Source organism: Roseicyclus persicicus (assembly GCF_012395815.1).
Lineage (GTDB): Bacteria > Pseudomonadota > Alphaproteobacteria > Rhodobacterales > Rhodobacteraceae > Roseicyclus > Roseicyclus persicicus.
Map to the genome: position 1 here is coordinate 55,209 of NZ_JAAZQQ010000008.1, position 22,603 is coordinate 77,811.

The following is a 22,603-nucleotide window of genomic DNA, read 5'->3' on the forward strand; positions in this document are numbered from 1 at the left end:
AACCGCGTATGTTTCTGACAAAGGAGCGATCATGGAGCGCATGGCCGAGAGCATTATGAATGTCGCTACGACGTTGCCGGAGGGGGTGCCCTTGGCAGCGAAGGGGCTCTTGCACCTTGGCTCGCGCGCGGCGGTTGATCAGACGCTGTCGCGTCTGGCCGCGCGCGGCGAGTTGATCCGTGCGGGACGCGGCATCTACATGCGCCCGGTCCAGACACGCTTTGGCCCGCGCAGTCCGTCCGCTGAACAGGCGATTGAAGCGCTCGCAGTGCAGCGGGGCGAGACGATCGTGCCGAGCGGTGCTGCTGCAGCAAACGCTCTGGGCCTCACGACACAGGTGCCGGTCAAGTCGGTTTACCTCACCTCCGGTCGAAGCCGCGTGCTGAACCTTGGGCGGCAAGCGGTCGAACTGCGTCATGCGCCGCGTTGGCAGTTGGCTCTTGGGAACAAGACCTCGGGCCAGGCCGTCCGCGCTCTGGCATGGCTTGGACCGGATGAGGCTCCCAAGGCCCTGCAAATCCTGCGATCCAAGCTCACGGAGGCGGCAAAGACCGAACTGGTATCCGCCGCGCCGCAGTTCCCGACTTGGCTGGCACGATTGATCGGAAAGATGGTCCATGGCTGAGGCATTCCTGCGCCTCGACGCCAACGACCGACTGGATGCTCTTGGCGTTGCAGCCGATCGGCTTGGCCGGCCCGCCCACCTCCTCGAAAAGGACGTCTGGGTGGTCTGGGCGATCCAGCAGCTGTTTGGATCGCCCATTGGCACAAACCTCGTCTTCAAGGGTGGCACCTCTCTGTCGAAGGCCTACCAGGTCATTGACCGGTTTTCCGAGGATGTGGATCTGACCTTCGATATCCGGGCGCTGATCCCGGATCTGCTCGAGGGCCGTGAAGACGCCATGCCCGCCACATCCAGTGAAGAGCGGCGCTGGTCGAAACGTGTTCGACACGCCTTGCCTGAATGGGTGGCCGGGACCGTCGAGCCGATCCTGCAGCAGGCGATTGATCGGGAAGGGATCGATGCCAGGCTTCGGACTGACGGCGACAAGCTGTTCATCGACTACCCACACCTCGCGCGCGGCACGGGATACGTTTCTCCGAGCGTGATGCTGGAATTCGGTGCGCGTTCTACAGGAGAGCCCGCATCCCCACGCGATATCGTTTGCGATGCCGCGTCGGTGATCGCAGGCGTGGAGTTTCCCACTGCCCGCCCGCGTGTGATGCATGCGGAACGGACGTTCTGGGAAAAGGCGACAGCGATCCACGTCTTCTGTTTGCAAAACCGTATGCGAGGGGATCGCTTTTCTCGCCACTGGCATGATGTCGCCCGGTTGGACGATGCGGGCATCGCCGCTGCGGCCATCCAAGATCGCGCGCTTGCGACCGCTGTCGCCCGGCACAAGACGATGTTCTTTGCAGAGAAGGCGGCGGATGCCACGTGGATCGATTACGGCGCCGCAACCTGTGGTCAACTCCAGCTGGCCCCAAGCGGTGCAGCCCTCGACGCTCTCGCTGACGATTATGGCCGGATGGTCGAGGACGGCCTGCTTGCATCAACACCAGAGCCTTTTGGCGACTTGATGGACCGTTGCGCGGGCATCGCGCGCAAGGCCAATGCAGCGTTCAAGCCTGACTGACCATCTTTTCGTAAGATTCCCGCTACTTATTCCCGTCGATCCACTTCGACATGAGCTCCTTGTCGCGGAAGCATTCCTCCGGAACGGCGCGCCGTTTGATCCGGGCGAGCTTCTCCGCGAAGGCCACCTGCTTTGATGTCGGCAGCCGGTCCATGTTGGAGACCGGTTTCAGATGGGCCTGCGCCTCGATCCAGGCGCTGAGCAACCGACGGTCCTGCTGAACTTCCCAAGGCAGGAGGGTCTGGTTGCGCAGGGCGAGTGACCGCGCATAGGCGATCTGCTTCGGTGTCGCGGGCAGGGTGTATGTGGTGCTGTCCATCGGGAAACTCCCTTTCTAGCTTGGCCCTCAATATAGAACATAACAGGAACAAAATCAAGCCAAGCGAACGGAACGCACCGGTTCGAGAGGGAGAGAGGGGTCGGGGAAGATCAGGCCTGAGGGTGCCCGAGAGAGAGGGTGTCCGGGCCTATCCCTGTCCCTCATTCCGGAGTTTCCCGATGACCTATCTCGTGCCTGTTGCGCCTCCCGTTCCTGTTCCGTCCACTGAACCCGCGCCCGCAATCCTCGCCGTGGCCGAGGCACTGCAGCCTGATCTCGCGCAGGGCTTCCAGATCGACGCGCTGCGCCTGCGCGTAGAGATGGAGCGCGCCTTTGGCGGCTCCGATGCCGACGGCGCCTGGGACTGGAAGCTCGCCTATGAGGCGGGCGAGGTGGCGCTGGTCCTCTTCCTGCGGAAATTCGGCCGCGCGCTGCTGGCCCGTGCTGGATCGCCTGCGGCACTGCTGCCGATCCTTGCCAAGGTGGCGGGCCTCTTGCCGACGCATACCCGGCGCTCGGAGGAGATGGAGCGGTTCCAGCAATTCTCGACGCCGCTGCCCATGGGGCTCGCTGCACTGGCCGCCGCACAGATCACGCCGCGTGACCTGGTCCTTGAGCCTTCGGCCGGGACCGGGCTTCTGGCGATCCTCGCTGAGATCGCGGGTGGCAGCCTTGCGCTGAACGAGTTGGCCGACACCCGCGCCGACCTTCTGCGCCTCCTTTTTCCGGGGCGTCCCGTCACCAGTTTCGACGCCGCGCAGATCGACGATCACCTCGACGCAGGGCTGCGCCCCAGCGTCATCCTGATGAATCCGCCGTTTTCGGCTGTGGCCAATGTCGATGGCCGCAGCACTGATGCGACGGCCCGGCACCTGCGCTCGGCCCTTGCCCGGCTGGCCCCCGGCGGGCGTCTGGTCGCCATCACGGGGGCGGGTTTTGCGCCCGATGCCCCTGCTTGGGTCGACACTTTCGCCCGGCTGACGGAGACGGCCCATCTCGTCTTCACCGGCGCTGTGTCCGGTGCCGCCTTCGCCAAGCATGGCACCAGCTTCGAGACGCGGATTTCGGTCTTCGACAAGTGCCGCGGCGGCGAACGGGGTGGGATCACCGCCGATCTGGCTCGGGCGATGTCCGTCGATGCGCCGCAGCTCCTCACCCGGATCGTGGCCGAGTGCCCCCCGCGCCTCGAGTTGGAAGAGGGCGCGCTGCCTCGCCCTCAGCCCACTTCCCCTTTCCGGGAAAAACCAGCCCGTACGTCCGGCCCTCCCGCTCGACATTTGGGGGCAACGTCATCGGCCAGTGCCAATGCAATTGTCGCAGCGCCAGATGCCGAAGACCTCGGCTACACCCTGCGCGAGACGGCGGACGATCTCGGCGCCGCGCGCCTGTCGGACGCGATCTACGAGACCTTCCGCCTGCAGGCGATCGACATCCCTGGGGCGGCCCCGCACCCGACCAAGCTCGTGCAGTCGGCGGCGATGGCCTCGGTCGCGCCCCCGAAACCCTCCTATCGTCCGAAACTCCCGCCTGCCGTGCTGCGCGACGGTCTGCTCTCCGAGGCCCAGCTTGAGACCGTGATCTACGCGGGCGAAGCGCATGGTGCGTATCTCGCCGGATCATGGACCGTCGATGAGACCGGCGACATGGTCTCGGCCGCACCGGCGGATGCCCCTGACGCCATTCGCTTCCGTCGCGGCTTCTTCCTCGGCGACGGCACCGGCGCTGGCAAGGGCCGCCAGTCGGCCGGGATCCTGTTCGACAACTGGTGCCGTGGGCGCCGTAAGGCGCTCTGGATCTCGAAGAGCGACAAGCTCCTGGAAGATGCTCAGCGCGACTGGTCTGCCCTCTGCCAGGAGCGGCTTCTGGTGACGCCCCTGTCGCGCTTCGCGCAAGGCCGCGACATCCCGCTGACCGAGGGCATCCTCTTCACCACCTACGCAACGCTGCGCTCAGAAGAGCGGGGCGCCAAGAAATCCCGCGTCGACCAGATCGTTGACTGGCTCGGGGCGGATTTCGACGGGGTGATCCTCTTCGACGAAAGCCACGCCATGGCCAATGCCGCCGGATCGAAGGGCGAGCGCGGCGACACCGAGGCGTCGCAGCAGGGCAGGGCGGGCCTGCGCCTGCAGCACAAGCTGCCCAATGCTCGCGTGGTCTATGTCTCTGCCACGGGTGCGACCACGGTCCACAACCTCGCCTATGCGCAGCGGCTCGGCCTTTGGGGTGGCGAAGACTTTCCGTTTGCGACGCGGGGGGAGTTTGTCGAGGCCATTGAGGCGGGCGGCGTTGCCGCGATGGAGGTTCTCGCCCGTGACCTTCGGTCGCTCGGGCTCTACACAGCCCGGTCGCTCTCCTATGATGGCGTCGAGTACGAGATGCTCGAGCATGCGCTCAGCCCCGAGCAGCGCAGCATCTATGATGCCTATGCCGGGGCCTTCGCCATCATCCACAACAACCTTGCCGCTGCGATGGAGGCGGCCAACATCACGGGTGAGAGCGGCACGCTGAACCGCCAGGCCAAATCCGCCGCGCGCTCGGCCTTCGAATCCGCCAAGCAGCGCTTCTTCGGACACCTGCTGACGTCGATGAAAACCCCCACCTTGATCTCCAGCATCGAGGCCGATCTCGCGGCGGGGCAGGCGTGCGTCATCCAGATCGTCTCGACCGGCGAGGCGCTGATGGAGCGCCGCCTGTCGGAGATCCCGACCGACGAGTGGAACGACATCCGCGTCGACATCACCCCGCGGGAATACGTCCTGGACTATCTCGCCCATTCCTTCCCGGTGCAGCTCTACGAGCCCTTCACCGACAGCGAGGGCAACCTGTCGTCCCGGCCGGTGGTGCGTGATGGTCAGCCGGTGGAATGCCGCGAGGCCGCCCGCAGACGCGATGCGCTGATCGAGAAGCTGGCCTCGCTGCCGCCCGTCCCGGGCGCGCTCGACCAGATCGTCCAGCGCTTCGGCACCGATCTCGTGGCCGAGGTCACGGGCCGCTCGCGCCGCATCGTTCGCAAGGGCGAGGGTCCTGCCGCGCGGCTTGTCGTGGAAAACCGTGCCGGCTCCGCCAACCTCGCGGAAACCGCCGCCTTCATGGATGACCAGAAGCGCATCCTGATTTTTTCCGACGCGGGCGGCACGGGGCGCAGCTATCACGCCGACCTCGGCGCGAAAAACCAGCGCATGCGGGTTCATTATCTGTTGGAACCCGGCTGGAAAGCCGATGCCGCCATCCAAGGTTTGGGGCGGACGAACCGCACCAATCAGGCGCAGCCGCCGCTGTTCCGGCCCGTTGCTACCGATGTGAAGGCGGAGAAGCGGTTCCTCTCCACCATCGCCCGCCGCCTCGACACGCTGGGTGCGATCACGCGCGGTCAGCGCCAGACCGGCGGGCAGGGGCTGTTCCGGCCCGAGGACAATCTCGAGAGTCCTTACGCCCGCGATGCCCTGCGCCAGCTCTACCGCCGCATCTATCGCGGCGATGTGGCGGGCTGCTCGCTCGGGGCCTTCGAGGATGCGACCGGCCTCAGCCTCACCGATGGCAACGGGCTGAAAGACGACCTGCCCCCGATCACGACTTTCCTCAATCGCCTGCTCGCGCTGACGATCGACATGCAGGCCGTGCTCTTCGCGGCCTTCGAGGAATTGCTCGACCAGCGCATTGAGGGCGCCATCGCCGCCGGGGTCTATGACCTCGGGCTCGAGACGCTGCGCGCCGAGAGCTTCCGCATCACGGACGCGCGGGTGATCTACACCCATCCCGGCTCCGGCGCGGAAACCCAGCTCCTGACCATCGCAGAAAAGCGCCGCAACACGCCGACCTCGCTCGTGGATGCGCTCGACTGGCTCGACGACCAGAAGGCGCGGCTTCTGGTCAACAGCCGGTCGGGCCGCGCCGCCGTGCAGGTGCCTGCCACCAGCCTGATGCTGGATGACGGCACCATCGAGCCTCGACTGCGGCTGATCCGCCCGATGGAGGCCAGCACCCTTCCGGCAAAGATCATGGAGGACACCCATTGGCTCGAGGCCGAGCGCGCGGCCTTCGCCGCCGCCTGGACCGCGGAATTGGCCGAGGTACCGGAGTTCAGCGAGTCAACGCTGCACATCGTGGCGGGGCTGCTGCTGCCGATCTGGAAGCAACTCCCACAGGATGAAACCCGCGTCTACCGACTGCAAACCGATGACGGTCAGCGCATCATCGGTCGCCGCGTTTCGCCGTCGTGGGTCGCGACCACACTTGCCGCCGATGCGCCGAAGCTCACGGCGGCGCAAGTCCATGCCCTTGTTCTGGAGGGCAAGACGGTCGTGCGCTTGGCCGAAGGGATGGAGCTGCACCGCTCGCGCGTCATGGGCGTCAACCGGATCGAGCTGTCGGGCTTTTTGGGTGCCGCCAAAGACCGGCTGAAGGCAGATGGGTTCTTCTCGGAGATCATCGCCTGGAAGCTGCGGCTCTTCTGCCCAGCAGACTCCAGCGGCATCGCAGTGCTTGATCGTCTGCTTGCACGTTGTCCCGTGACAGGACTACATGCGCGTGGAGGGTGCTGAGCCATGTATTCCGAGACCGAAGATGTGATCCGCGCACTCGCGGAGAATGCAGAGAGCGTGTGTCGCGCCTACCTTCCCGCCGGACGGCGGGAAGGGTCCTACTGGATAGTGGGCGATCTGCAGAACAACCCCGGCCGCTCGCTCTTCGTGCGGCTGACTGGACCCACATCAGGACCGGGCGCGCGCGGAAAGTGGCAGGATGCGGCGGTCGGACTGCATGGTGATCTTCTCGACATCATCCGCGAGCGAACCGGGATCTCGCGCTTTCCCGATCTCTTGGCCGAGGCCCGGGCGCATCTTGGCCGTCCCCAGCCGGTCCTCCCGAATACGCCAGTGCCGAAGAAGGCCAAAGCCCCCGGTGGCACGCCAGCGGCGGCGGCGCGATTGTTTGCAGCCTCGGTGCCGGTCGCAGGCACGCTTGCCGACACCTACCTTCGCGCCCGGGGCATCACCCAAGGCGGCAGGATGAGCGCGCTCCGCTTCCACCCAAACTGCTGGCATCGAGATGAGGGCCAGACCCGGAGCATCCCCAGACCGGCGCTGATCGCCGCGGTCACCGATGGGGCAGGGGCTTTTCAGGGTGTGCATCGCACCTGGCTGGCTCTTGACGGTCAGGGGAAAGCGGATGTCGAGACGCAGCGGCGTGCCATGGGTCACCTCCTTGGCAATGCCGTCAGGCTGACCCCGCATGAAGACATCCTCGTGGTCGGCGAAGGCATCGAGACCATGCTGTCCCTGTCCGAGGCGGCCTCCGGCCTTCCCGTCTGGGCGGCTCTCTCGTCGGGTCACCTCGGGGCGGTCCAGTTGCCGGAGGGGCTGCAGCGCCTTTACATCGCCATAGACCGCGATCAGGCCGGGCAACGCGCGGCAGAGAGGTTGAGCGCCAGAGCTCTTGTTGCCGGGATTGCGGTTCGGGTGCTGGAGCCGCGTCTCGGGGATTTCAACGATGATCTCCGGGCGTACGGCAAGGAGGCACTGCGCCAGCATCTGGCAGGGCAGATCGGGCCCGAGGATCGGCATCGTCTATCCGGCTGAGCAGCATCGCGCAGAGGGCAGTCGGGGGTGCGGGGGCAGGGGCTCGCATTCCGGTCGCGAGTGTGGATCATCACCTTTGCCCCTTTCCGGGCAATCTCATCCACCCGTCACCCACACGGCCTTCAAGAGATGGGCAGGCGACCGTCAAAGGGGCCGCCCCTTCAAGGACGGGGGGCGACTGATTTCCGCCGGCGGCAGAGCCGCCTTTGCATCGCGAGACAAATCAGCCGCCCCCCGTCCTCCTCCACGTGCGTTCCGGCCCCGAAGGCGGGGTGAAGGGGCGTCCCCCGTGACGGCTTTCGCAGCCCATGAAGGCCGCGCGGGATGACGCGCGGACGAGACAGGCCCGGAGGCAACAACAGATGACGCTCCACACCCACGACGACGCGTATGAACCCGCCCATGCCGCATCCCAGACCGCCCATGCGCTCGACGAGCTACAGCTCTACGGCTACCGCCCCTTTGACGAGCCCGATCCGCGCCCGATGCCCGATGGGCAGCGCCTCGCGGTCGCCGTCGCCGACATCTTCGATGCCCTCGTCGCGACCCTGGAAGACACCCGCATGGAACCCGACCTCGAAGAGGTGCTCTGGGGTCAGGTCAACCTCTTCCACCGCGCCACGGCCCGGATCGAGCGGTCGCTGGACGAGAACGAGCAGGCGCAACGCCGCCTCCAGCGGGAGCAGGATGGCTCCGAGGTGAAATCCACCGAACTCGAGCGCCTGACGGCCGAAGGCATGACCCTGATCGAACGGCGCAACTGCATGGACATGATGCGCGATCACGCCGCGACCGAGTTCGTCCATCACACGGGCTCTACCTGGCGCCCCCGCACCGGCTCGATGGTGAACCGCCAGCACATGACCGCAGCGCTGATCGACAGCCGCGATTTCCTGGCCGCCAAGCGCCGCGCGGAGACCGAGGTGATGCTCCCCGCAGGCCCCAAGGTCGCCCTCACAGGCGGGACCGACTTCAACGATCATCGCCTGATCTGGGGCAAGCTCGACCAGGTCCGGACCAAGTATCCCGATATGGTCCTCCTGCACGGTGGCAGCCCGAAGGGCGCTGAACTCATCGCCGCCAAATGGGCCGAGGCCCGGGGCGTGACGCAGGTGGCCTTCAAGCCCGACTGGACCAAGCACGCCAAGGCCGCGCCCTTCAAGCGCAATGACGCCATGCTGGATGTGCTGCCCGTCGGCGTCCTCGTCTTCCCGGGCAATGGCATCCAAGAGAACCTCGCCGACAAAGCCAAGAAGCTGGGCATCCCGGTCATGAAGTTCGAAAAGGGGGCGTGAGCCCCCTTAGGCTTCGCCGCTGCTGAAAGCGTCAACCTGGTTCTGAGGTCCCGCAAGCCTACCCAGAGGCCAACGCTGAATTTTGTGTTGCAGTTAATCCATCTGGTTCTTGTATCACGGAAAACCCTCAGCTAGGGTGCCTTTGTAAAACAGGTGAGGAACCCGATGGCACGGCCAAGAGCAGAGAATCCCAGAACAAAAACCGCTAACATCCGCCTCACCGAGGAAGAGCGCACCGAGATCGAGGCTGCCGCTGCCGCTCAGGGCTATGCCTCTCTCAGCGAGTATATCCGCTTCCTGCACAGCCGCTTCACCGAGGAAGAAGGGCTTTCCATGGGGGAGAAGAAAACCAACCCCCGCGACTTTCCCGCGAAGCTCCTGCGCCCGTTTCTAAAGACCGATCACGGGCAAATCTTTTGGGGCGACAGCCGCAGCTACCTCTTCAGCAAGGCTGAAGAGAACAGCGTCGATCTCATCATGACCTCACCGCCCTTCGGTCTGGTGCGCAAGAAGAGCTATGGCAATGAAGATGCAGATCGCTACTGCGACTGGTTCCGTCCCTTCGCTGAAGGGTTTCACCGCGTCCTGAAGGACACCGGCAGCCTCGTCATCGACATCGGCGGCGCATGGGTGCCAGGCCAGCCCACCCGCAGCCTCTATCATTTCAAGCTGCTCGTTATGCTCGTCGAGGAATACGGCTTCCACCTGTGCCAGGAGCACTACTGGTTCAACCCCTCGAAGCTCCCCACCCCTGCCGAGTGGGTGAATGTCCGCCGCGTGCGCGTCAAAGACGCGGTGAACACCGTCTGGTGGCTCTCGAAGACGCCGTTCCCCAAGGCCAATAACAAGCGCGTCCTTCAGCCCTACTCCAAGTCGATGGAGCACCTGCTGAAGAACGGCTACAAGGCCAAGCTGCGCCCATCGGGGCATGACATCTCTGACAAGTTCAACAAGGACAATGGCGGCTCCGTCCCGCCGAACCTGCTGGCCATCGCCAACACCGAGTCCAACGGGCGCTATCAGGATCACTGCCGCGCCGAGAACATCCCGATCCATCCCGCGCGCTTCCCTGCGCAGCTTCCCGAATACTTCATCCGCTTCCTCACCGACCCCGGCGACCTAGTGGTCGATCCCTTCGGTGGCTCCTGCGTTACGGGCGTCGTGGCCGAGAACCTTAAGCGCCGCTGGACGTGCTGCGAGTTGTCCGAGGAGTATCTCCTCGGTGCCCGCGCCCGCTTCGAGCCCACGCTTCAGCCGCTCCCCAAGGATCGCGGCATTCCTTACGAGATCGCCTCGCCCTGTGCGCGTCCGGTCGCGGAAGAAGATGTGCCGCTCTTCAAGGACGGCGGAGCGCAGCGCCCCGCCTCGATGCGCAAGAAGGCATCGCCGAAGATCGCCGCCGAGTGATAGCCCCTCCCCCTGCCTAGACCCGCTAGGCAGGGGGAGTAAGCAGCCGCTCCCGCACCCAAGCCTGAAGCCGCCCATCAGTCAGCCCCGCAAAATCCACCACGCGGGGCGCAGGCGCAGCTTCATCCAGAAGGGCAGGGGCTTCGCGACTCAGGGCAATGAGCGAGGCGCGGACAAGCCCGTCTATCTCCGCCTCTGGCCTATAGCCGCGCGCATAGCGCACGATCTGCCCCGCTGCCTCGCGGAAGCGGGCGCTTGCCGTGTCCCCAGCCAGATATTTGACCTCGATGATTGATGCCGCTTGATCGGCTCGCCGGTCGGCGACCACCAAGTCAGGCCGATCCGCCGCGAGCTGCATCCCATAGGCAGCCAAAGCCCGCTCCAAGCGCTCTTCGGACGGTTCCAGGCCGGGCGGGGCGAACAGCCCGCCGCCGCCCTGCCAGAAGATGTCATACCGACCGCAGGAGATGACTGGCGCTCCCGATGTCTTGCCCAGCAAGGCAAGGCGCATCGGCTGGCCTGTCTCTGCGGCAAGGGCTTCTCCGATCCCAAGCCCCACAGCTAGCTCGAAGCGCCGCCATTGTTCGAGGGGCCCGATCAACGTGCTGCGCAGAACGCTCAGCAGCGCCTCTTCGTCTCCGGCCTCAACTTGCGCCAGCGTGTCATAGGCCGCAATGGCAAGCCGGTAGATCATCCGCCGCGAGCGCGCCGCATCCCGCAGGGCTCCCGGTCCTGGCCTGCGATGGACGGCCACGCTCTTCAGAACCTCGCGCAAGGCATCGAGGCGCTTCACCGCCGTCACATCCGCCATCGTCTCTTCGACAAGCCGCGCATAGGCCGAGCCCGCTGGCTGAAGGGCGAAGAGCCGCGCCGCATAGGTCGAGACGGTATGGACTACCCATGCCACCACCTGGTTCGGCCCCGTGTTGAAGCTGCGCACGGGCTCTTCGTAGATTACGAGCGACGGGTGACCGGCCACCCGCCGCGCGAGCATCGTGCCTCGCGCGTCGATCCGCCCGCGTGCTACTGCATCGTCCGTCCGTTGCACGAATTGCAGCAGGCTTTGCGCTTCGTGGCGATGGCTCAGCACATAGGACAGGAACGCCCTCACAGGCTCCGACAACGCCCAATGGGCGCGCAGCAAGTCCATGTCCCGCGCAAAATCGAGATGAGGGCTATCAGCCCCCGCCAGCGTCCCCTGCCGGAAATACCGCAGGAAAACCCCCGCTGCATAATCATTGATGGCGCGGTCGAGAGTCTCCATCACGGATTCGCTACACGGCCACGGATGCCATCCGCGTCTTGATCCGTTCGCCCTGGGCAGCATCGAGGCCGAAAACCTCGATAGCCTTGCCTGCGAGGAACTCCGCATCCTGCACGACGATCCCGTCGAGCATGGGCAAGAGCACCATGTCTACCGCGTCGAGCAGCGCCTCCTTCATCGAGGGCGTCGGCGCGGCGAAGAACGCCGCATCATCTTCCATCGCCTGGACGGCTTTGATGGCGTCGATAATTGGCGCAGGGCCAATCACCCGCACTGAGTTGATGGCTTCCCAGAAGGACGCGAGCGGGCAAGGGGCTCCTGCCGCCGGTCCTGCCCAAGTTGGATCTTCCTTGCGCAGGAAGGCTTCCATGAAGCCCGCCGTATCACGCGGGGCATCGACATAGACCCAGCCGAAGCGCCGCGCGAGCGCATAAGACATTTGGTAGAGGGACGCCTTGTCGATGGAATTGATCGTCGCTACCAAGCGCCAATGAAGCCCTGGCGCAAACTCATGCGCCGCCGCCGAGGGCTTGCTCTCTGGCAGGATCACATATTGCAGGCTGTCCTTGTCCTCGATGTCGAGCCGGTAGGGCAGGGTGGTTTGCTGCCCCGACAGCACCGTGAATAGCGGCCCAATCACCTTGTCGATGTCGCAGCGGTTCAGCTCGTCGATGATGAGCGGGCGGTCAAAGCGGCGCAGCAGCACCCCCGGAATGAAGGCCACTGACCCGCTGCCGACAGGCTGATAGCCCCCGATGATGTCTTGCGAGGTCCAATCCGAAGAGCCCGTCACCAACGTCCATTTGCCGCCGGTCAGTACCGTGGCGATATGACGGGCGAGCGTCGTCTTACCCGTCCCGGGAGGCCCGTAGAGCATGATATGCCGCTTGCCCGAGGCGAGGGCGGCGTTGATCTGGCGATAGACCGCTGAGTCGATCCCCAGAAGATCGCTCATCTCAGGGATATGCAGCGAGGCAGGCGCGACGATCTCGTCGTCATCCGCTGCCTCATCTTCTTCGTCTTCAAGGCCGGAGCCCGCTGCCGCCGCCAGAGGCGCGACCGGCCCCGCCGCCTTCCAGGCGTCGGCGATGTCCTTTTTCAGGCGCTCGAACTCAGCTTGATCGCTCAGGTCATAGACAGGGATCGCCCCTGTCGCCCCACCTTCAGGCGAGACCGTGATGTCCGCCGCCAAGGCGTCGATCACTTCGCCATAGGTCAGCGGGCGAGGCGTCCCCGCAATCGAGACCTCGACCTCATGCTCGCGCGGCTGCACCCCGAGAAGTCCCGCAAGTAGATAGGGCAGAGCAGCGCCTTTGAACTTCATCGCCCCGCTACCGGGATCGAAGTGGAACGGCTCCGCCGAAGAGCCTTGCGGCGTTGCCCCGTGGAAGACAAAGAGCGCATGGACTTCGAGGCTGTCGTCCTGAAAATAGTCGTTCATCTCCTGCCGCACGAGCGGCACCAGGCGGAACACCACCCCCGCCTTGTCCTCCTGAGAAGCGTTGATCGCGCCGAGATTCAGCGCGCCGCCAGCAGGATTGACGGCTTTCCAGCCCGCGCCGTCAGGCTCGATCTGATAAAGCCATCGCGGCGGTTTATTCGCCGAGTAATTCGGCTCCTTCCAGAAGCCGGTTTCTAAATTGATGTCATGGCGCGAGCCCAAGCCTTGGCCGAGCTTGAAACCGCATTGTGAGAATTGAAGCCCCTTATCCTTCAGGCGGTCTTTGAACCATCTGAAGAAATCGACTTCGTAAATCTTTGACTTATCCGCCATTACCACCGCCCACCTTGAAGCAATTCTTCGTCTGCCTGCGCTGCTGACACTACCGCCGAAGGCGAGCATCGTCTATCTATTCGATAAATGGGGCTTATTTGCCTCTCAGGAGCCCGCCAGAGGGGTTGTCGCGACGTCAGGCCGTTTGGGGATGTCCAAGGCATGAAGCTATCCTGCGGCGCTCTTGTGGCTGTCTGCCGCCCTTTGCCAAGCCCACAAGACTGATCGTCATGCCCTTCCCTCTCTCGCCCCAGACCATCGACACCCTCGCCGAAATCATCACAGGCGGCTCCGGCATGGGCAGCGGACCGTCACCCATCGGCATCTACCGCTCCGGTCCCCAGATTGAGCGCTTCATGCGCGGCTGCACCGTGGACTTCCGCGTCAACGGTTCGCGCGTGAGCAAGGCCGAAATCAGCATGGCAGGGCCTTGTCGATGAGGATTACATCACAAAGAGCGGCGACACCCGCTACCGACTCGGTCAGCGGCTAGTTCTGCGCGCCGAGGGAGTGAACTAGGCGGTGGAGTTTGTCGAGAAGCTCGTTGCGGGGCTGCGAAGCGATGTAATCAAGGTACTGTCCGGGCAGAGATCTTCACCGTAAGTATTTGTTCTTTTGCTAAGAGGCATCAGTTCGACCAGACAACCAAGCTTGACTGCGGCCCTGGCCAGATCATTGCCGGATGCTTTTCGAAGACATGCAGACCTTGCGGGCTTCCAGCGAGGGAGCGTGCTTCATCGGCGCTTACGGCGAGCGCGTAGCCTTGGCGGCGATCAAAGCCGTCAATGTCCCTAATACAGAGCTTCCAGACCCGTTTCATGGCGAAGAGCTTCGCGCAAATCTCTTTATCAATCGTTAAGGGTCGTCCCCGCAACGAAGCGTCTTTTTGTACCGTTCGGTCGACCCATGCGGTCACCCGCTTGGGACCGGGTGCTCTTTCGATGGAGGCCGCCATCGGGCCCGCACATATCAAGCGGCGGCTGAGATGGGTTCGTAGCGCACTTCAACCTTGGCGGAGTCCAGCCACGCCGGCTGCAGGTCGCCATTGTTCCATTGGTAGAGGTAGCCCACCAGCGTGTCGGTCTTCTTGCAGAGGATGCGCATGATCGGTTCGGCCGTAAGCCGCGGAAAAGTGGTCACGATGTGCTCCTCTCAAACTGACCTCAGGACTTGTTAACAACGAGGCCGCAATATCGTTTTGAACGTCTTAGGGTTGGGTTTCTGCAACTGCAAGATGAAGTCGGCGGCCTCGGCAAGAACCCACCGACAAAAGGACAAGTTGTCTTTATAGTCAGGTTTCTGGCGTATCCTTTTCTGCATTCTGCGCTGCAGCGCGAACGGCGATCTCGTCCAGGAGTATGTCGATCTCTGCCCAGACACGGGGCTCCAACTGCCCGCGGATCAGGGCCCATTTGCTCAACACGTCCAGCGGGTCGTGGGCGCGCAGGAGGGTGGTCACTGCGCCGGCATCGACTGCCAGTGAGGTTCGCGTGCGCCATTCGGTGATCCGCGTGCGTTGCTCTTCCGACGGGGGGACGAACTCGGAGCCGAGCTCCCAGTTCTTGACCGCACGGCGCAGGGCGGCGCGGATGACATGGGCGGGATCGACGCCGCAATCGATCAGGGCTTCCTCTTGTCGTTCCAGCGCATTCACCCGGATGTCGATCTTGCGCGTCGCCGGACTGCGTCGCGAGCGGGATGGTGATGACATGACCGCAGGCGCCGCCCTCGCGTCCGTCTCCTGACTGAGCTGAGACGTGGAGGTAGGTGGTGTGCTTTGGTGCCCGGCGACGTCATCTCCCATTGGCGCCGGTTCCACGGCCACAGTCTCTGGCATCGCTGCCGCGAGCCGTACCTCTTCCCTTCCCGGGTCTTCTCCCAACTCTGGCCGCAGTGATGCAGCATAAGCCGGGTCGGGCCGTGTGATGGTCGGGATCTTCTTCCTCACAACCCCGTCCTCACGCGGCCAGGATGTTGTTGAGGATGTCGGTCGCTTCTTCGAGGGCCTCGACCACATGGCGCACATGGGGCCGCATGAGGGGGTTCGGATCGGCCTGCTTCTGCAATGCCACAGCGTGCAGGAGGCCCTTCTCGTCCATCTCCTTGTAGACGTTCCGGCGCATCATCACGGTCTCGATCACCGGGAACCGCGCGATCGCTGCTTCGATGAGGGCGGCATCGGCGCGCGTGGTCTTTGTGTCGACCATGTTCAGCACGACATGGTGACGGGGCAGGCTGTCGGGGTCATCTACGCGGGCGCGGAGCTTTTCGAACCAGTCTGCCGTCTGTGCGCCGACATCGAGATCCGAGGTCGAGAGCATGACAGGCGTCACGATGTGATCGGCCAGAACGGCGATCCCGTCCGACCACTCGGCCCCGACGCCCGCCGTATCGATGAAGATGAAATCCGCCGAGTCCGCCGCATAGACCTGCTCGATCCGGCGATCCACGGCCCCTACGCTCTCGACAGTCGCCGAGCGCAGCAGGGGCGATCCCAAACCCGCGGCTTCAGCCCGCTTGTGCCAGGTGCCAAGCGCGCCGGTGCTGTCAGTATCGATCAGAAGGACGCGACGTCCGGCGGCAACGGCAGCGCTGATCAGGGCGCGCGAGAGCGTGGTCTTACCACTCCCCCCTTTACGGGCCATCGCGGCGATCACCACGAGATTGTCGTTCGGCATGGGGGCGGACCTCTCGCAAGAATGGTGAAACGCAACAAAGATGTTACCGTGTCGCTAACCTCCATGCGTGACGGCGTCAAGCAGAAGACGGGATGCGGGCTGCCTCAGGCGAAATGCGGGGCGCATAATGCATCGTGCAGGGGACGTGAGGCACGCTGCACGGGACACCTGACTTTATCCCGTCCGCGCGATGCAGGCCCCAGATGACGTGCGACATTCGACATGGGCCATTGGCCGCGTCGCAGGAAACGCGACGCATCTCGCACTGGACGTGATGCATTGCGCACCATGCGCGATGCGGGGAGCAGGGGCCATCTGACATTTGCCAGAAGCCGTGCTGCAGGGCGCGCAAAACGCAGTCCAAAGGACGCGATGCGCGATGCAGGGAACGCGGGACGCGTTGCATTGAGCGCGTTGCGCGCTGCATTTGCCAAAGGACGTCAAATCGGCCTGTCTGGCCGATTTTCTACATTGAGTACAAGCCCTTGGTGCCTTCTCCGCTTGTGCTGGGAGAAGGCGGGCTTGTACGAAGTTGGCAAGAAATAGGAACGTATACTTCACATGGGACACAGTCGCAGACTGACCGATCAGGAACGCCGTCAGATTGTCCGGGAACGGGCGAAAGGCGTCGCCGTCAGTGCGATCAGTGCAACGCTGAAGGTCTCGCCCAAGACGGTCTACAACGTGCTGAGCCGGGGCCGTTCCGCCGTCTCGGCGAACGACAGCCGCACCCGTGTGCTGACCATGCGGGTCACTGATCGCGACCTTCGCGGCTTCGATGCGGCTCTCGCGCGGCGCGGCATTGCCCACCGGTCAGACGCCATGCGCTGCCTGATGCTGGCCGCCGACGATCTCCTGCGCCCGGATGAGGGCATGACGGATGAGCTGAAAGGGATGAGCGCGGCGCTGAACCGGGTCGGCAATAACGTCAACCAGGTCGCGCGCCGCCTGAACGAGGCCAAGCGCAAAGGCGAGCGTCTGCCCTATACCCCCGCCAGTCATGCTGAGATCCGTGACCTTGCGGTGCTCGTTTTCGACATGGCCGACCAGATCCAGGAGATGTTCCGCGCGCGGCGTCGCGAACTGGACCTCGAGGTCACCAAGGCCCTCGCCGGTCTGGCACGGCAGGAAGCGGCGCAGGTGGCCGAGCATGGCGCGGAGTGAGGCGCGCGGCGTCGGGCCCGCCCTCTTCGATCGTGACTGGAGCCGGGTCTCGGGCAGTTGGCAGGGGCTTGCCAAGAAGGCGCAGATGGTCCGGGCGGCACGCGGCTACTCGCCGGCCATCTTCAAGCCGATCTCGAGAGGCGGGTGCCACACGGGCGCCCAGCTCAAGGCCCAGCTGACCTACCTCACCACCAAGTCGAGCCATATCCTCGACAGCCGTGGCACCCATGATGGCAAGAAGACCCTGTCCGAGGCCGAGATCGACCGGGTCGTGCGGCGCTTCGAGAACCAATGGGGCGAGCGGCACAGTCCGAAGCTCGGGCATACCTCGCATCTTCTGATGGCGTTTCCTGTGGGCACCAGCGGCGAAGAGGTGCGCGCGATCACCGAGACGGTCTGTGAGCGGTTCTTTCAAGGTGAGGGGTCGCAATTCGACTATATTGCTGCAATACACCAAGATCGCGCGCATCCACATGCGCATATCGTTCTGAACCGCCGCAGCAAGGATGGCGAAATGTTCTTTCTCGGGAAGGATCACCACTTCAACTACGACGCCTTTCGGGTGGCGATGGTCGAGGCGGCGCAGGTCCACGGGATCCGGCTCGAGGCGACACGGCGCCTTGACCGGGGGGTCACGACCTACCGCGCCGAGATCGACGAGGTCTACAAAGCCCGTGACGAGGGCCGAGCGCCGGTCGAGCGTCAGCGCACCGGTGCCGACCTGGCCGCGGCCCTGGAAACGGTGGCGCGCAACGCGCTGACCTATCGGGGTCTGGCGGTCGAGGCGTCCCGGTCGAACTTCGATGACGTGGCCGAGGCGCTCGAGCGGGCCAGCACCATCCTTGCCAGTGGCGGTCAGATCCAATCTGACGGAGCCATCTACATGTCCCAAGACGAAACGGCGTTTGACACGCTGATCACCGAATTTTCCCAGAACATCCGTCAGATCGAAGCCGCAATCGACCGAGCACCCGCATCCGAGCGGCCGGAGATCGAGCGCAAGCTCACTGATGTGCTGGCCTCCGTCGCGCATCTCAATCCGCTTGGAGACCGCTCGGCTGCGCTGCTCGACGCACCATCCCGGGACGGGGTCTATGCGCGGGCCAACATGCGCGAGGACCAGATGGGGCGCCTCGACGACGATGCGGTGAAGACGCGCCTCAGCGAGGCGCTGCAGGGCACGGGCATCGATCCCGAAGCCGTGGCCGCCCGCATGCGTGAGGGTGCCGGCAATGCCGCGCTCGAACGGCAATGGCTGGCGCAGGATCTGCGTGCCATCGCCAAGGCGGGCGATCTCGATCTGGAGAAGGGCGAGGATCGCGAGGAGGCGTTGGACCGGCTGGAAGCCGTCCATGTCCGACTTGGCGACACCCTGACCGATGCGCGTATCCTGCGGGCCATCGATGATGTGGATGAGACCGACGGTGACCCGGTTGCCCTGGCCGAACGCGTCACGCTGCCCGAGCGTGAGCGCGCGGCGGGCGAGCCCGACATTTTCGCCCCGTCCGAGCGCCGGGATTTCCAAGAGCTCGTCGCCCAATTCCGCCGGACAGACTTCGACCATCCCTTTTCGGACGACCCTTCCGTGCGCAGGGCTGGTGCCGTCGAAGTGGAGGAAGCCCGGGCCGCCTTCAACGCCTTCGCGCAGCGGTCGCCCGATCACGCCGAATTGGCCTCGATGGCCTGGGACAAGATCACCGACAGCCGCAAGCCGCAGGAGTTCGCCGTCGACGAAAAGGACCGCAGGCTCCACGCCGGTGACATGGACCTCGCGCTACGCGATCCCATCCAGCATCTCGGGCCGATCACGGAAGACGACCGCACCCTCGCGCGCTACCGCGCCGAGATGCCGGACGAAGAGTTCGGGGCGGCGGTCCAGGAGGAAATCAACCGTCTGCGCGCCATGGGCGCATCGCGCGCCTATATCAGCGAGCGAAGTTTTGAGATCGAGGATCAGGCGCGACAGGACTATGCCGAACGGCGCTTCATGGCTGAGACCGCCCCAGATGTGCTGACCTTCCTGCAGCGGGCAGAGGCCGAGGACGTGAAACCGCTCACTGAGACGGACTGCCAGCGCCTCGCCGCCCAGATCGACCGCAACCTCACGCCGAACGCGGTGACTGCCCTCCGCGCAGGACACGCGGATGTGCTGGACAAGTTCACCGGGGACCCACTTCGACAGTTGGAACTTGCCAAGGCCTATCTGGAAAGCAGCGAAGTAACGGCGCATGGCCCTGCCATGGAGCGGGTGCTGGATGCCCTGGCCGAAGAGCAGATCGAGGCGCAGCGCGCACGTCACGCAGCGACCCATGGCGAAAAGGGGATCACCCATGGATAAGGGAAAGATCGCGGGCGGGATCCTGAGCCTGACGCTGGTCGGCCTCGCCATCGGCTATGTCGTGGCCACGGGCTACCTGACCATTCGCTATGGCCTGTCGACGCAAGCTTTCGACGTCACCCTGCTCGCGCGGGAATACCGCGCCCTCGGTGTCAGCGCGCCGCGGGACTTCCTCTGGGTGAACCTGATCCTCGCAGGCTTTGGCATTGCCGCGCTGATGCTGAGCGTCACGCTTCTCGGCGATGCACTGACGCGTTTCGGAACGACCCATTGGCAGACCCGGGGCGAGATGAAGCGTAACGGCTTCTTTGCCAAGCCGGGCGGCGGCTTCCTTCTTGGCAAGCTCGGCCCCCCGAAATCGAAGCGCCCCTTCCTCGTTTCCAAAACCTTCCCGCATGCGCTGATCGTGGCGCCCACGGGCCGAGGCAAGGGGGTGGGCTTCGTGATCCCGAACTTGCTCACCTACAAGGGCTCGGCCGTGGTGCTCGACGTGAAGGGCGAGAACTTCCGCGAGACATCGCGCTTCCGCGCCAGCATGGGCGACAAGGTGTTCCGCTTCGCGCCGACCGACTGGGACCGCCCCACCCACCGCTATAACCCGCTGGCGCGCATCGCGGCGATGACCAATCCCGATCGGCAACAGATGGAGCTGAAGCTCACCGCCAAGCTCTTCCTGCAGACCGACAATGAAAAACTGAGTGGGCTTCTTGCAGGCGGTATCGACCTCTTCGTCGCGGCCGGTCTCTTGGCCTTCGAGCGCGGTGTACCGACCATTGGCGAGATCTACCGCATCACCGCCTCGGGCGGCGACAAGCAGAAGGAATATCTCAAGCGCGCGAATGAGGTGAAGAACACCTCGGCCAAGCTGATCTTCGAGCGCATGGCATCGACCAACAACGACACACTGACCTCGTACCTGTCGCTCCTTATGACCTCGGGGCTCGACACCTGGGACAACCGTGCCATCGACGCGGCCACCGCGACCTCGGACTTCTCGTTCCGGGACATTCGGCGGCGGCCGCATGCGATCTACCTCGTGGTCGAATCCGAGATGATCCGCCCGCTGGCCCCGCTGATCAGGCTCTTCTTCTCGGACCTGATCGCCTCACTGCAGGCGCAGGAGCCGGGGGACGACGAACCCTGGCCGGTGATGATCATGCTCGACGAGTTCGACCGGCTCGGAAAAATGCCGATCGTCGCCGAAAGCATCAAGACGCTGCGCTCCTTCGGCGGGAACCTCGCCATTGTCACGCAGACGATCCCGGCACTGGATGAGATCTATGGCGAAAACACCCGTCGGTCGCTGCAGGGCGGCGCGGGCGTGAAGCTCTACCTCACCCCGTCCGAGCAGAAGACCATCGAGGAGTTGAGCCAGGCTGTCGGCAAGACCACCAAGCGCGTGGTGACCCGGTCCCGCGCCGTAGGGCGCAATCCCTTTGAGGGCCGGAGCGTTTCTGAGCGGACAGAGGACACGCCGCTTCTGACCGAGGATCAGGCACGGCGCATGGACCTCGACGAGGTGATCCTCGTCATCGACGCGCAGATGCCGATCCGGGCACGGCGGATCAAGTATTTCGAAGACCCGGCGTTGAAGGTGCTTCACGCGGGTCAGGCGGGGAGTTTCCCATATCCGGATGAAGACGGACTGCGGCGCGATCGGCAGATGACTGAGACGCGAGAGACGGTGGAGAAGCTGAAGCTGGAATTGCAGGAGGTGCGACTGGCGACGGGGGTACAGGGAGCTGGAACTGTGTCGACGGTTGCCGATAAAGTCCCTCCAACGGAAACGACAGCTTCAAGCGCTGCGCTTTCGCGTCGCGCACGAGGGCGCGCTGCCCGCGCCGAAGTTGATGTTGGCGTGACCGGTCAGTTGGCGATCGATCTGAATAGGTTGGGACTCGACAAGGCCGATAGGACCGAACTAGCTAAGGCAGTTCAGACGACGCGTGCCATCATCGCTGAGTATACGTGATCGGCCCGTACACACCGTCCACGTGGGACTTTGGCTATATTGAGGCGTTCCCAAGCGAAGATCCAAAGCACGAAAAATACTAGGTGCAAAGCCGGGCGCTCAACGTCCTTAGCGGACTAGGATTCTCTTCGGTCTTCGCGGCCTGTATTTTTTAGCAGATACTAACCTCGATGTCTCTTGGTCGTCTGTCGCAACCCCCACATCATGGCTTGGTATGAGCTGGTATCCGCACGGAACGGGATACTCACAAAAATCGCACCGTCAACTTGTGGGGTGACGTCGATGCCACGATCAGCGAGCATATCAAGCCAGATGTCGGCGATCGTTTCGAACTCTTTCAGGCTTTCCCACTGGCCGTAGCGTTCCCAGAGGACCCTGTGGGAATGTTGGAGACGCACGAAGAATGGGGCAAACCAATGATCCTGGAGGGAGGCTGATATATCTGGCAGGTCTGTTTCAGTTTCCTGCTCTAGGCCATCGGCAGTACCTAGCACGTACGAGGCATATTTTATTAGGCTTCCGATATTGCGCTGAGCTTCGATCAGAAGCGCGTCGTAATCTGCGTCATGGCGACACTTCAGAATGGCTTCCCGCACATTATGTCCGGCATCTGCAAGAATCTTCAGAAAAACGCCTTGATAGTTTTCTGACGGAGCTGCTCCGAAGCCGGCTGAAATTCGGCAGGCGGCATATTCGTCCCACGATGCCTCTATAACTTCTAAGCGAAGCCCCTCAAACCAGGTCTTGGGCCGGTAGCGGAGGATCTTGTTCGGAAACTGACGATCCTTGACGGTATTGATTTCGACATGCGCACACTCATGCGCAATGATGTGAACGGCCTCCTGGCACGCTTTGCTCTGGGGTTCGTCGAGAAGTCCTTCCAAGAACGCCGCATTGAGCAGGATATGCGATTTCAGAACACCGTCTCGCAGGACGGCTGGCGTCATGGCGACACCGACACCCCAGTCTTTGCTGGCCGTCAGTACAGAACTGGTTTGCACACCACGGTCCAGCTCTTCTAAGGCTTGGGCGTAGTCGTAGGCCAAAGTCACGCCATCTAGCCTTTCGAGATCCATGTGTTGACCGAAGATTTGGATAAGCCCTAAGACATTGGAACCGATCACACGAGCGTCCTCTTCTCGGGCGTAATTTCTGGCTGACGCTGAGAGGCTCGAT

At 63.8% G+C, this 22,603-nt stretch carries 18 protein-coding genes; 10 read left to right on the plus strand and 8 right to left on the minus strand.

Features of this window, described 5'->3' with window-relative positions; genetic code table 11:
• The first annotated feature begins 31 nt into the window (after positions 1 to 31).
• Positions 32 to 625, plus strand: coding sequence for a DUF6088 family protein (locus HCU73_RS18405; protein ID WP_168624936.1), 594 nt, complete (start codon positions 32 to 34; stop codon positions 623 to 625).
• Positions 618 to 1,640, plus strand: coding sequence for a nucleotidyl transferase AbiEii/AbiGii toxin family protein (locus tag HCU73_RS18410; protein ID WP_168624937.1), 1,023 nt, complete (start codon positions 618 to 620; stop codon positions 1,638 to 1,640). Before HCU73_RS18405 ends, HCU73_RS18410 begins: the two co-directional genes overlap by 8 nt.
• A 22-nt stretch (positions 1,641 to 1,662) precedes the next feature.
• Here the strand turns inward: HCU73_RS18410 and HCU73_RS18415 are convergent, their stop codons facing one another.
• A complete protein-coding gene (locus tag HCU73_RS18415) occupies positions 1,663 to 1,959 on the minus strand; it encodes a hypothetical protein (protein WP_168624938.1) in 297 nt (98 codons plus the stop codon).
• Between the two features lie 179 nt (positions 1,960 to 2,138).
• Here HCU73_RS18415 and HCU73_RS18420 point away from each other — a divergent pair, with 179 nt between their 5' ends.
• From HCU73_RS18420 to HCU73_RS18435, 4 genes are all read left to right on the plus strand, one after another.
• On the plus strand, positions 2,139 to 6,500 hold the full coding sequence (locus HCU73_RS18420; protein ID WP_168624939.1) for a strawberry notch family protein: 4,362 nt from the start codon (positions 2,139 to 2,141) through the stop codon (positions 6,498 to 6,500).
• A gap of 3 nt (positions 6,501 to 6,503) precedes the next feature.
• Entirely contained in the window at positions 6,504 to 7,535 is a 1,032-nt protein-coding gene (locus HCU73_RS18425) for a DUF7146 domain-containing protein (RefSeq protein WP_168624940.1), read from the plus strand.
• A gap of 362 nt (positions 7,536 to 7,897) precedes the next feature.
• Entirely contained in the window at positions 7,898 to 8,830 is a 933-nt protein-coding gene (locus HCU73_RS18430) for a DUF2493 domain-containing protein (RefSeq protein WP_168624941.1), read from the plus strand.
• A 165-nt stretch (positions 8,831 to 8,995) separates the two neighbouring features.
• On the plus strand, positions 8,996 to 10,237 hold the full coding sequence (locus HCU73_RS18435; protein WP_168624942.1) for a DNA-methyltransferase: 1,242 nt from the start codon (positions 8,996 to 8,998) through the stop codon (positions 10,235 to 10,237).
• A gap of 25 nt (positions 10,238 to 10,262) precedes the next feature.
• On the opposite strand, the gene HCU73_RS18440 is transcribed toward HCU73_RS18435, so the two are convergent.
• Positions 10,263 to 11,501: a hypothetical protein gene (locus HCU73_RS18440; protein WP_168624943.1), complete on the minus strand. Its 1,239-nt coding sequence runs from the start codon at positions 11,499 to 11,501 to the stop codon at positions 10,263 to 10,265.
• Positions 11,502 to 11,511: 10 nt separating this feature from the next.
• The gene (locus tag HCU73_RS18445) at positions 11,512 to 13,275 is read right to left on the minus strand and encodes an AAA family ATPase (protein WP_210730710.1); all 1,764 of its coding nucleotides are present in this window, start codon (positions 13,273 to 13,275) and stop codon (positions 11,512 to 11,514) included.
• A 230-nt stretch (positions 13,276 to 13,505) separates the two neighbouring features.
• Here HCU73_RS18445 and HCU73_RS18450 point away from each other — a divergent pair, with 230 nt between their 5' ends.
• Complete coding sequence (locus HCU73_RS18450; RefSeq protein WP_168624945.1) at positions 13,506 to 13,715, plus strand: hypothetical protein; 210 nt, start codon at positions 13,506 to 13,508, stop codon at positions 13,713 to 13,715.
• A 188-nt stretch (positions 13,716 to 13,903) separates the two neighbouring features.
• Here the strand turns inward: HCU73_RS18450 and HCU73_RS18645 are convergent, their stop codons facing one another.
• The 4 genes from HCU73_RS18645 to HCU73_RS18470 all read right to left on the minus strand — a co-directional run bounded on the left by HCU73_RS18645 (position 13,904) and on the right by HCU73_RS18470 (position 15,953).
• Positions 13,904 to 14,230 (minus strand): hypothetical protein, encoded by a 327-nt coding sequence (locus HCU73_RS18645; RefSeq protein WP_210730711.1) that lies wholly within the window; start codon positions 14,228 to 14,230, stop codon positions 13,904 to 13,906.
• A gap of 14 nt (positions 14,231 to 14,244) precedes the next feature.
• Positions 14,245 to 14,415, minus strand: a complete 171-nt coding sequence (locus tag HCU73_RS18460; RefSeq protein WP_168624898.1) for a hypothetical protein — start codon at positions 14,413 to 14,415, stop codon at positions 14,245 to 14,247.
• 151 nt (positions 14,416 to 14,566) lie between these two features.
• On the minus strand, positions 14,567 to 15,223 hold the full coding sequence (locus HCU73_RS18465; RefSeq protein ID WP_168624947.1) for a hypothetical protein: 657 nt from the start codon (positions 15,221 to 15,223) through the stop codon (positions 14,567 to 14,569).
• A gap of 10 nt (positions 15,224 to 15,233) precedes the next feature.
• Positions 15,234 to 15,953 carry a ParA family protein gene (locus HCU73_RS18470; RefSeq protein WP_168624948.1) on the minus strand — a complete coding sequence of 240 codons (720 nt, stop codon included), beginning with the start codon at positions 15,951 to 15,953 and terminating at the stop codon, positions 15,234 to 15,236.
• 561 nt (positions 15,954 to 16,514) lie between these two features.
• Here HCU73_RS18470 and HCU73_RS18475 point away from each other — a divergent pair.
• Genes HCU73_RS18475 through HCU73_RS18485 form a run of 3 tightly spaced genes read left to right on the plus strand, consistent with a single transcriptional unit; the run spans position 16,515 to position 21,427 of the window.
• Positions 16,515 to 17,117, plus strand: a complete 603-nt coding sequence (locus HCU73_RS18475; RefSeq protein WP_168624949.1) for a helix-turn-helix domain-containing protein — start codon at positions 16,515 to 16,517, stop codon at positions 17,115 to 17,117.
• The gene (locus tag HCU73_RS18480; protein WP_168624950.1) at positions 17,104 to 19,455 is read left to right on the plus strand and encodes a relaxase/mobilization nuclease domain-containing protein; all 2,352 of its coding nucleotides are present in this window, start codon (positions 17,104 to 17,106) and stop codon (positions 19,453 to 19,455) included. Before HCU73_RS18475 ends, HCU73_RS18480 begins: the two co-directional genes overlap by 14 nt.
• On the plus strand, positions 19,448 to 21,427 hold the full coding sequence (locus tag HCU73_RS18485) for a type IV secretory system conjugative DNA transfer family protein (protein WP_168624951.1): 1,980 nt from the start codon (positions 19,448 to 19,450) through the stop codon (positions 21,425 to 21,427). Before HCU73_RS18480 ends, HCU73_RS18485 begins: the two co-directional genes overlap by 8 nt.
• A 161-nt stretch (positions 21,428 to 21,588) precedes the next feature.
• Here the strand turns inward: HCU73_RS18485 and HCU73_RS18490 are convergent, their stop codons facing one another.
• Complete coding sequence (locus HCU73_RS18490) at positions 21,589 to 22,551, minus strand: hypothetical protein (protein ID WP_210730712.1); 963 nt, start codon at positions 22,549 to 22,551, stop codon at positions 21,589 to 21,591.
• Positions 22,552 to 22,603 lie beyond the last annotated feature (52 nt).

Bases quoted from the DNA above. Each gene is read 5' to 3' on its own strand.
- HCU73_RS18405 (WP_168624936.1), top strand. From the start codon at position 32: ATGGAGCGCATGGCCGAGAGCATTATGAATGTCGCTACGACGTTGCCG.
- HCU73_RS18450 (WP_168624945.1), top strand. From the start codon at position 13,506: ATGCCCTTCCCTCTCTCGCCCCAGACCATCGACACCCTCGCCGAAATC.
- HCU73_RS18430 (WP_168624941.1), top strand. From the start codon at position 7,898: ATGACGCTCCACACCCACGACGACGCGTATGAACCCGCCCATGCCGCA.
- HCU73_RS18415 (WP_168624938.1), bottom strand. From the start codon at position 1,959: ATGGACAGCACCACATACACCCTGCCCGCGACACCGAAGCAGATCGCC.
- HCU73_RS18480 (WP_168624950.1), top strand. From the start codon at position 17,104: ATGGCGCGGAGTGAGGCGCGCGGCGTCGGGCCCGCCCTCTTCGATCGT.
- HCU73_RS18485 (WP_168624951.1), top strand. From the start codon at position 19,448: ATGGATAAGGGAAAGATCGCGGGCGGGATCCTGAGCCTGACGCTGGTC.
- HCU73_RS18440 (WP_168624943.1), bottom strand. From the start codon at position 11,501: ATGGAGACTCTCGACCGCGCCATCAATGATTATGCAGCGGGGGTTTTC.
- HCU73_RS18435 (WP_168624942.1), top strand. From the start codon at position 8,996: ATGGCACGGCCAAGAGCAGAGAATCCCAGAACAAAAACCGCTAACATC.
- HCU73_RS18445 (WP_210730710.1), bottom strand. From the start codon at position 13,275: ATGGCGGATAAGTCAAAGATTTACGAAGTCGATTTCTTCAGATGGTTC.
- HCU73_RS18425 (WP_168624940.1), top strand. From the start codon at position 6,504: ATGTATTCCGAGACCGAAGATGTGATCCGCGCACTCGCGGAGAATGCA.
- HCU73_RS18420 (WP_168624939.1), top strand. From the start codon at position 2,139: ATGACCTATCTCGTGCCTGTTGCGCCTCCCGTTCCTGTTCCGTCCACT.
- HCU73_RS18470 (WP_168624948.1), bottom strand. From the start codon at position 15,953: ATGCCGAACGACAATCTCGTGGTGATCGCCGCGATGGCCCGTAAAGGG.
- HCU73_RS18645 (WP_210730711.1), bottom strand. From the start codon at position 14,230: ATGGCGGCCTCCATCGAAAGAGCACCCGGTCCCAAGCGGGTGACCGCA.
- HCU73_RS18410 (WP_168624937.1), top strand. From the start codon at position 618: ATGGCTGAGGCATTCCTGCGCCTCGACGCCAACGACCGACTGGATGCT.
- HCU73_RS18475 (WP_168624949.1), top strand. From the start codon at position 16,515: ATGGGACACAGTCGCAGACTGACCGATCAGGAACGCCGTCAGATTGTC.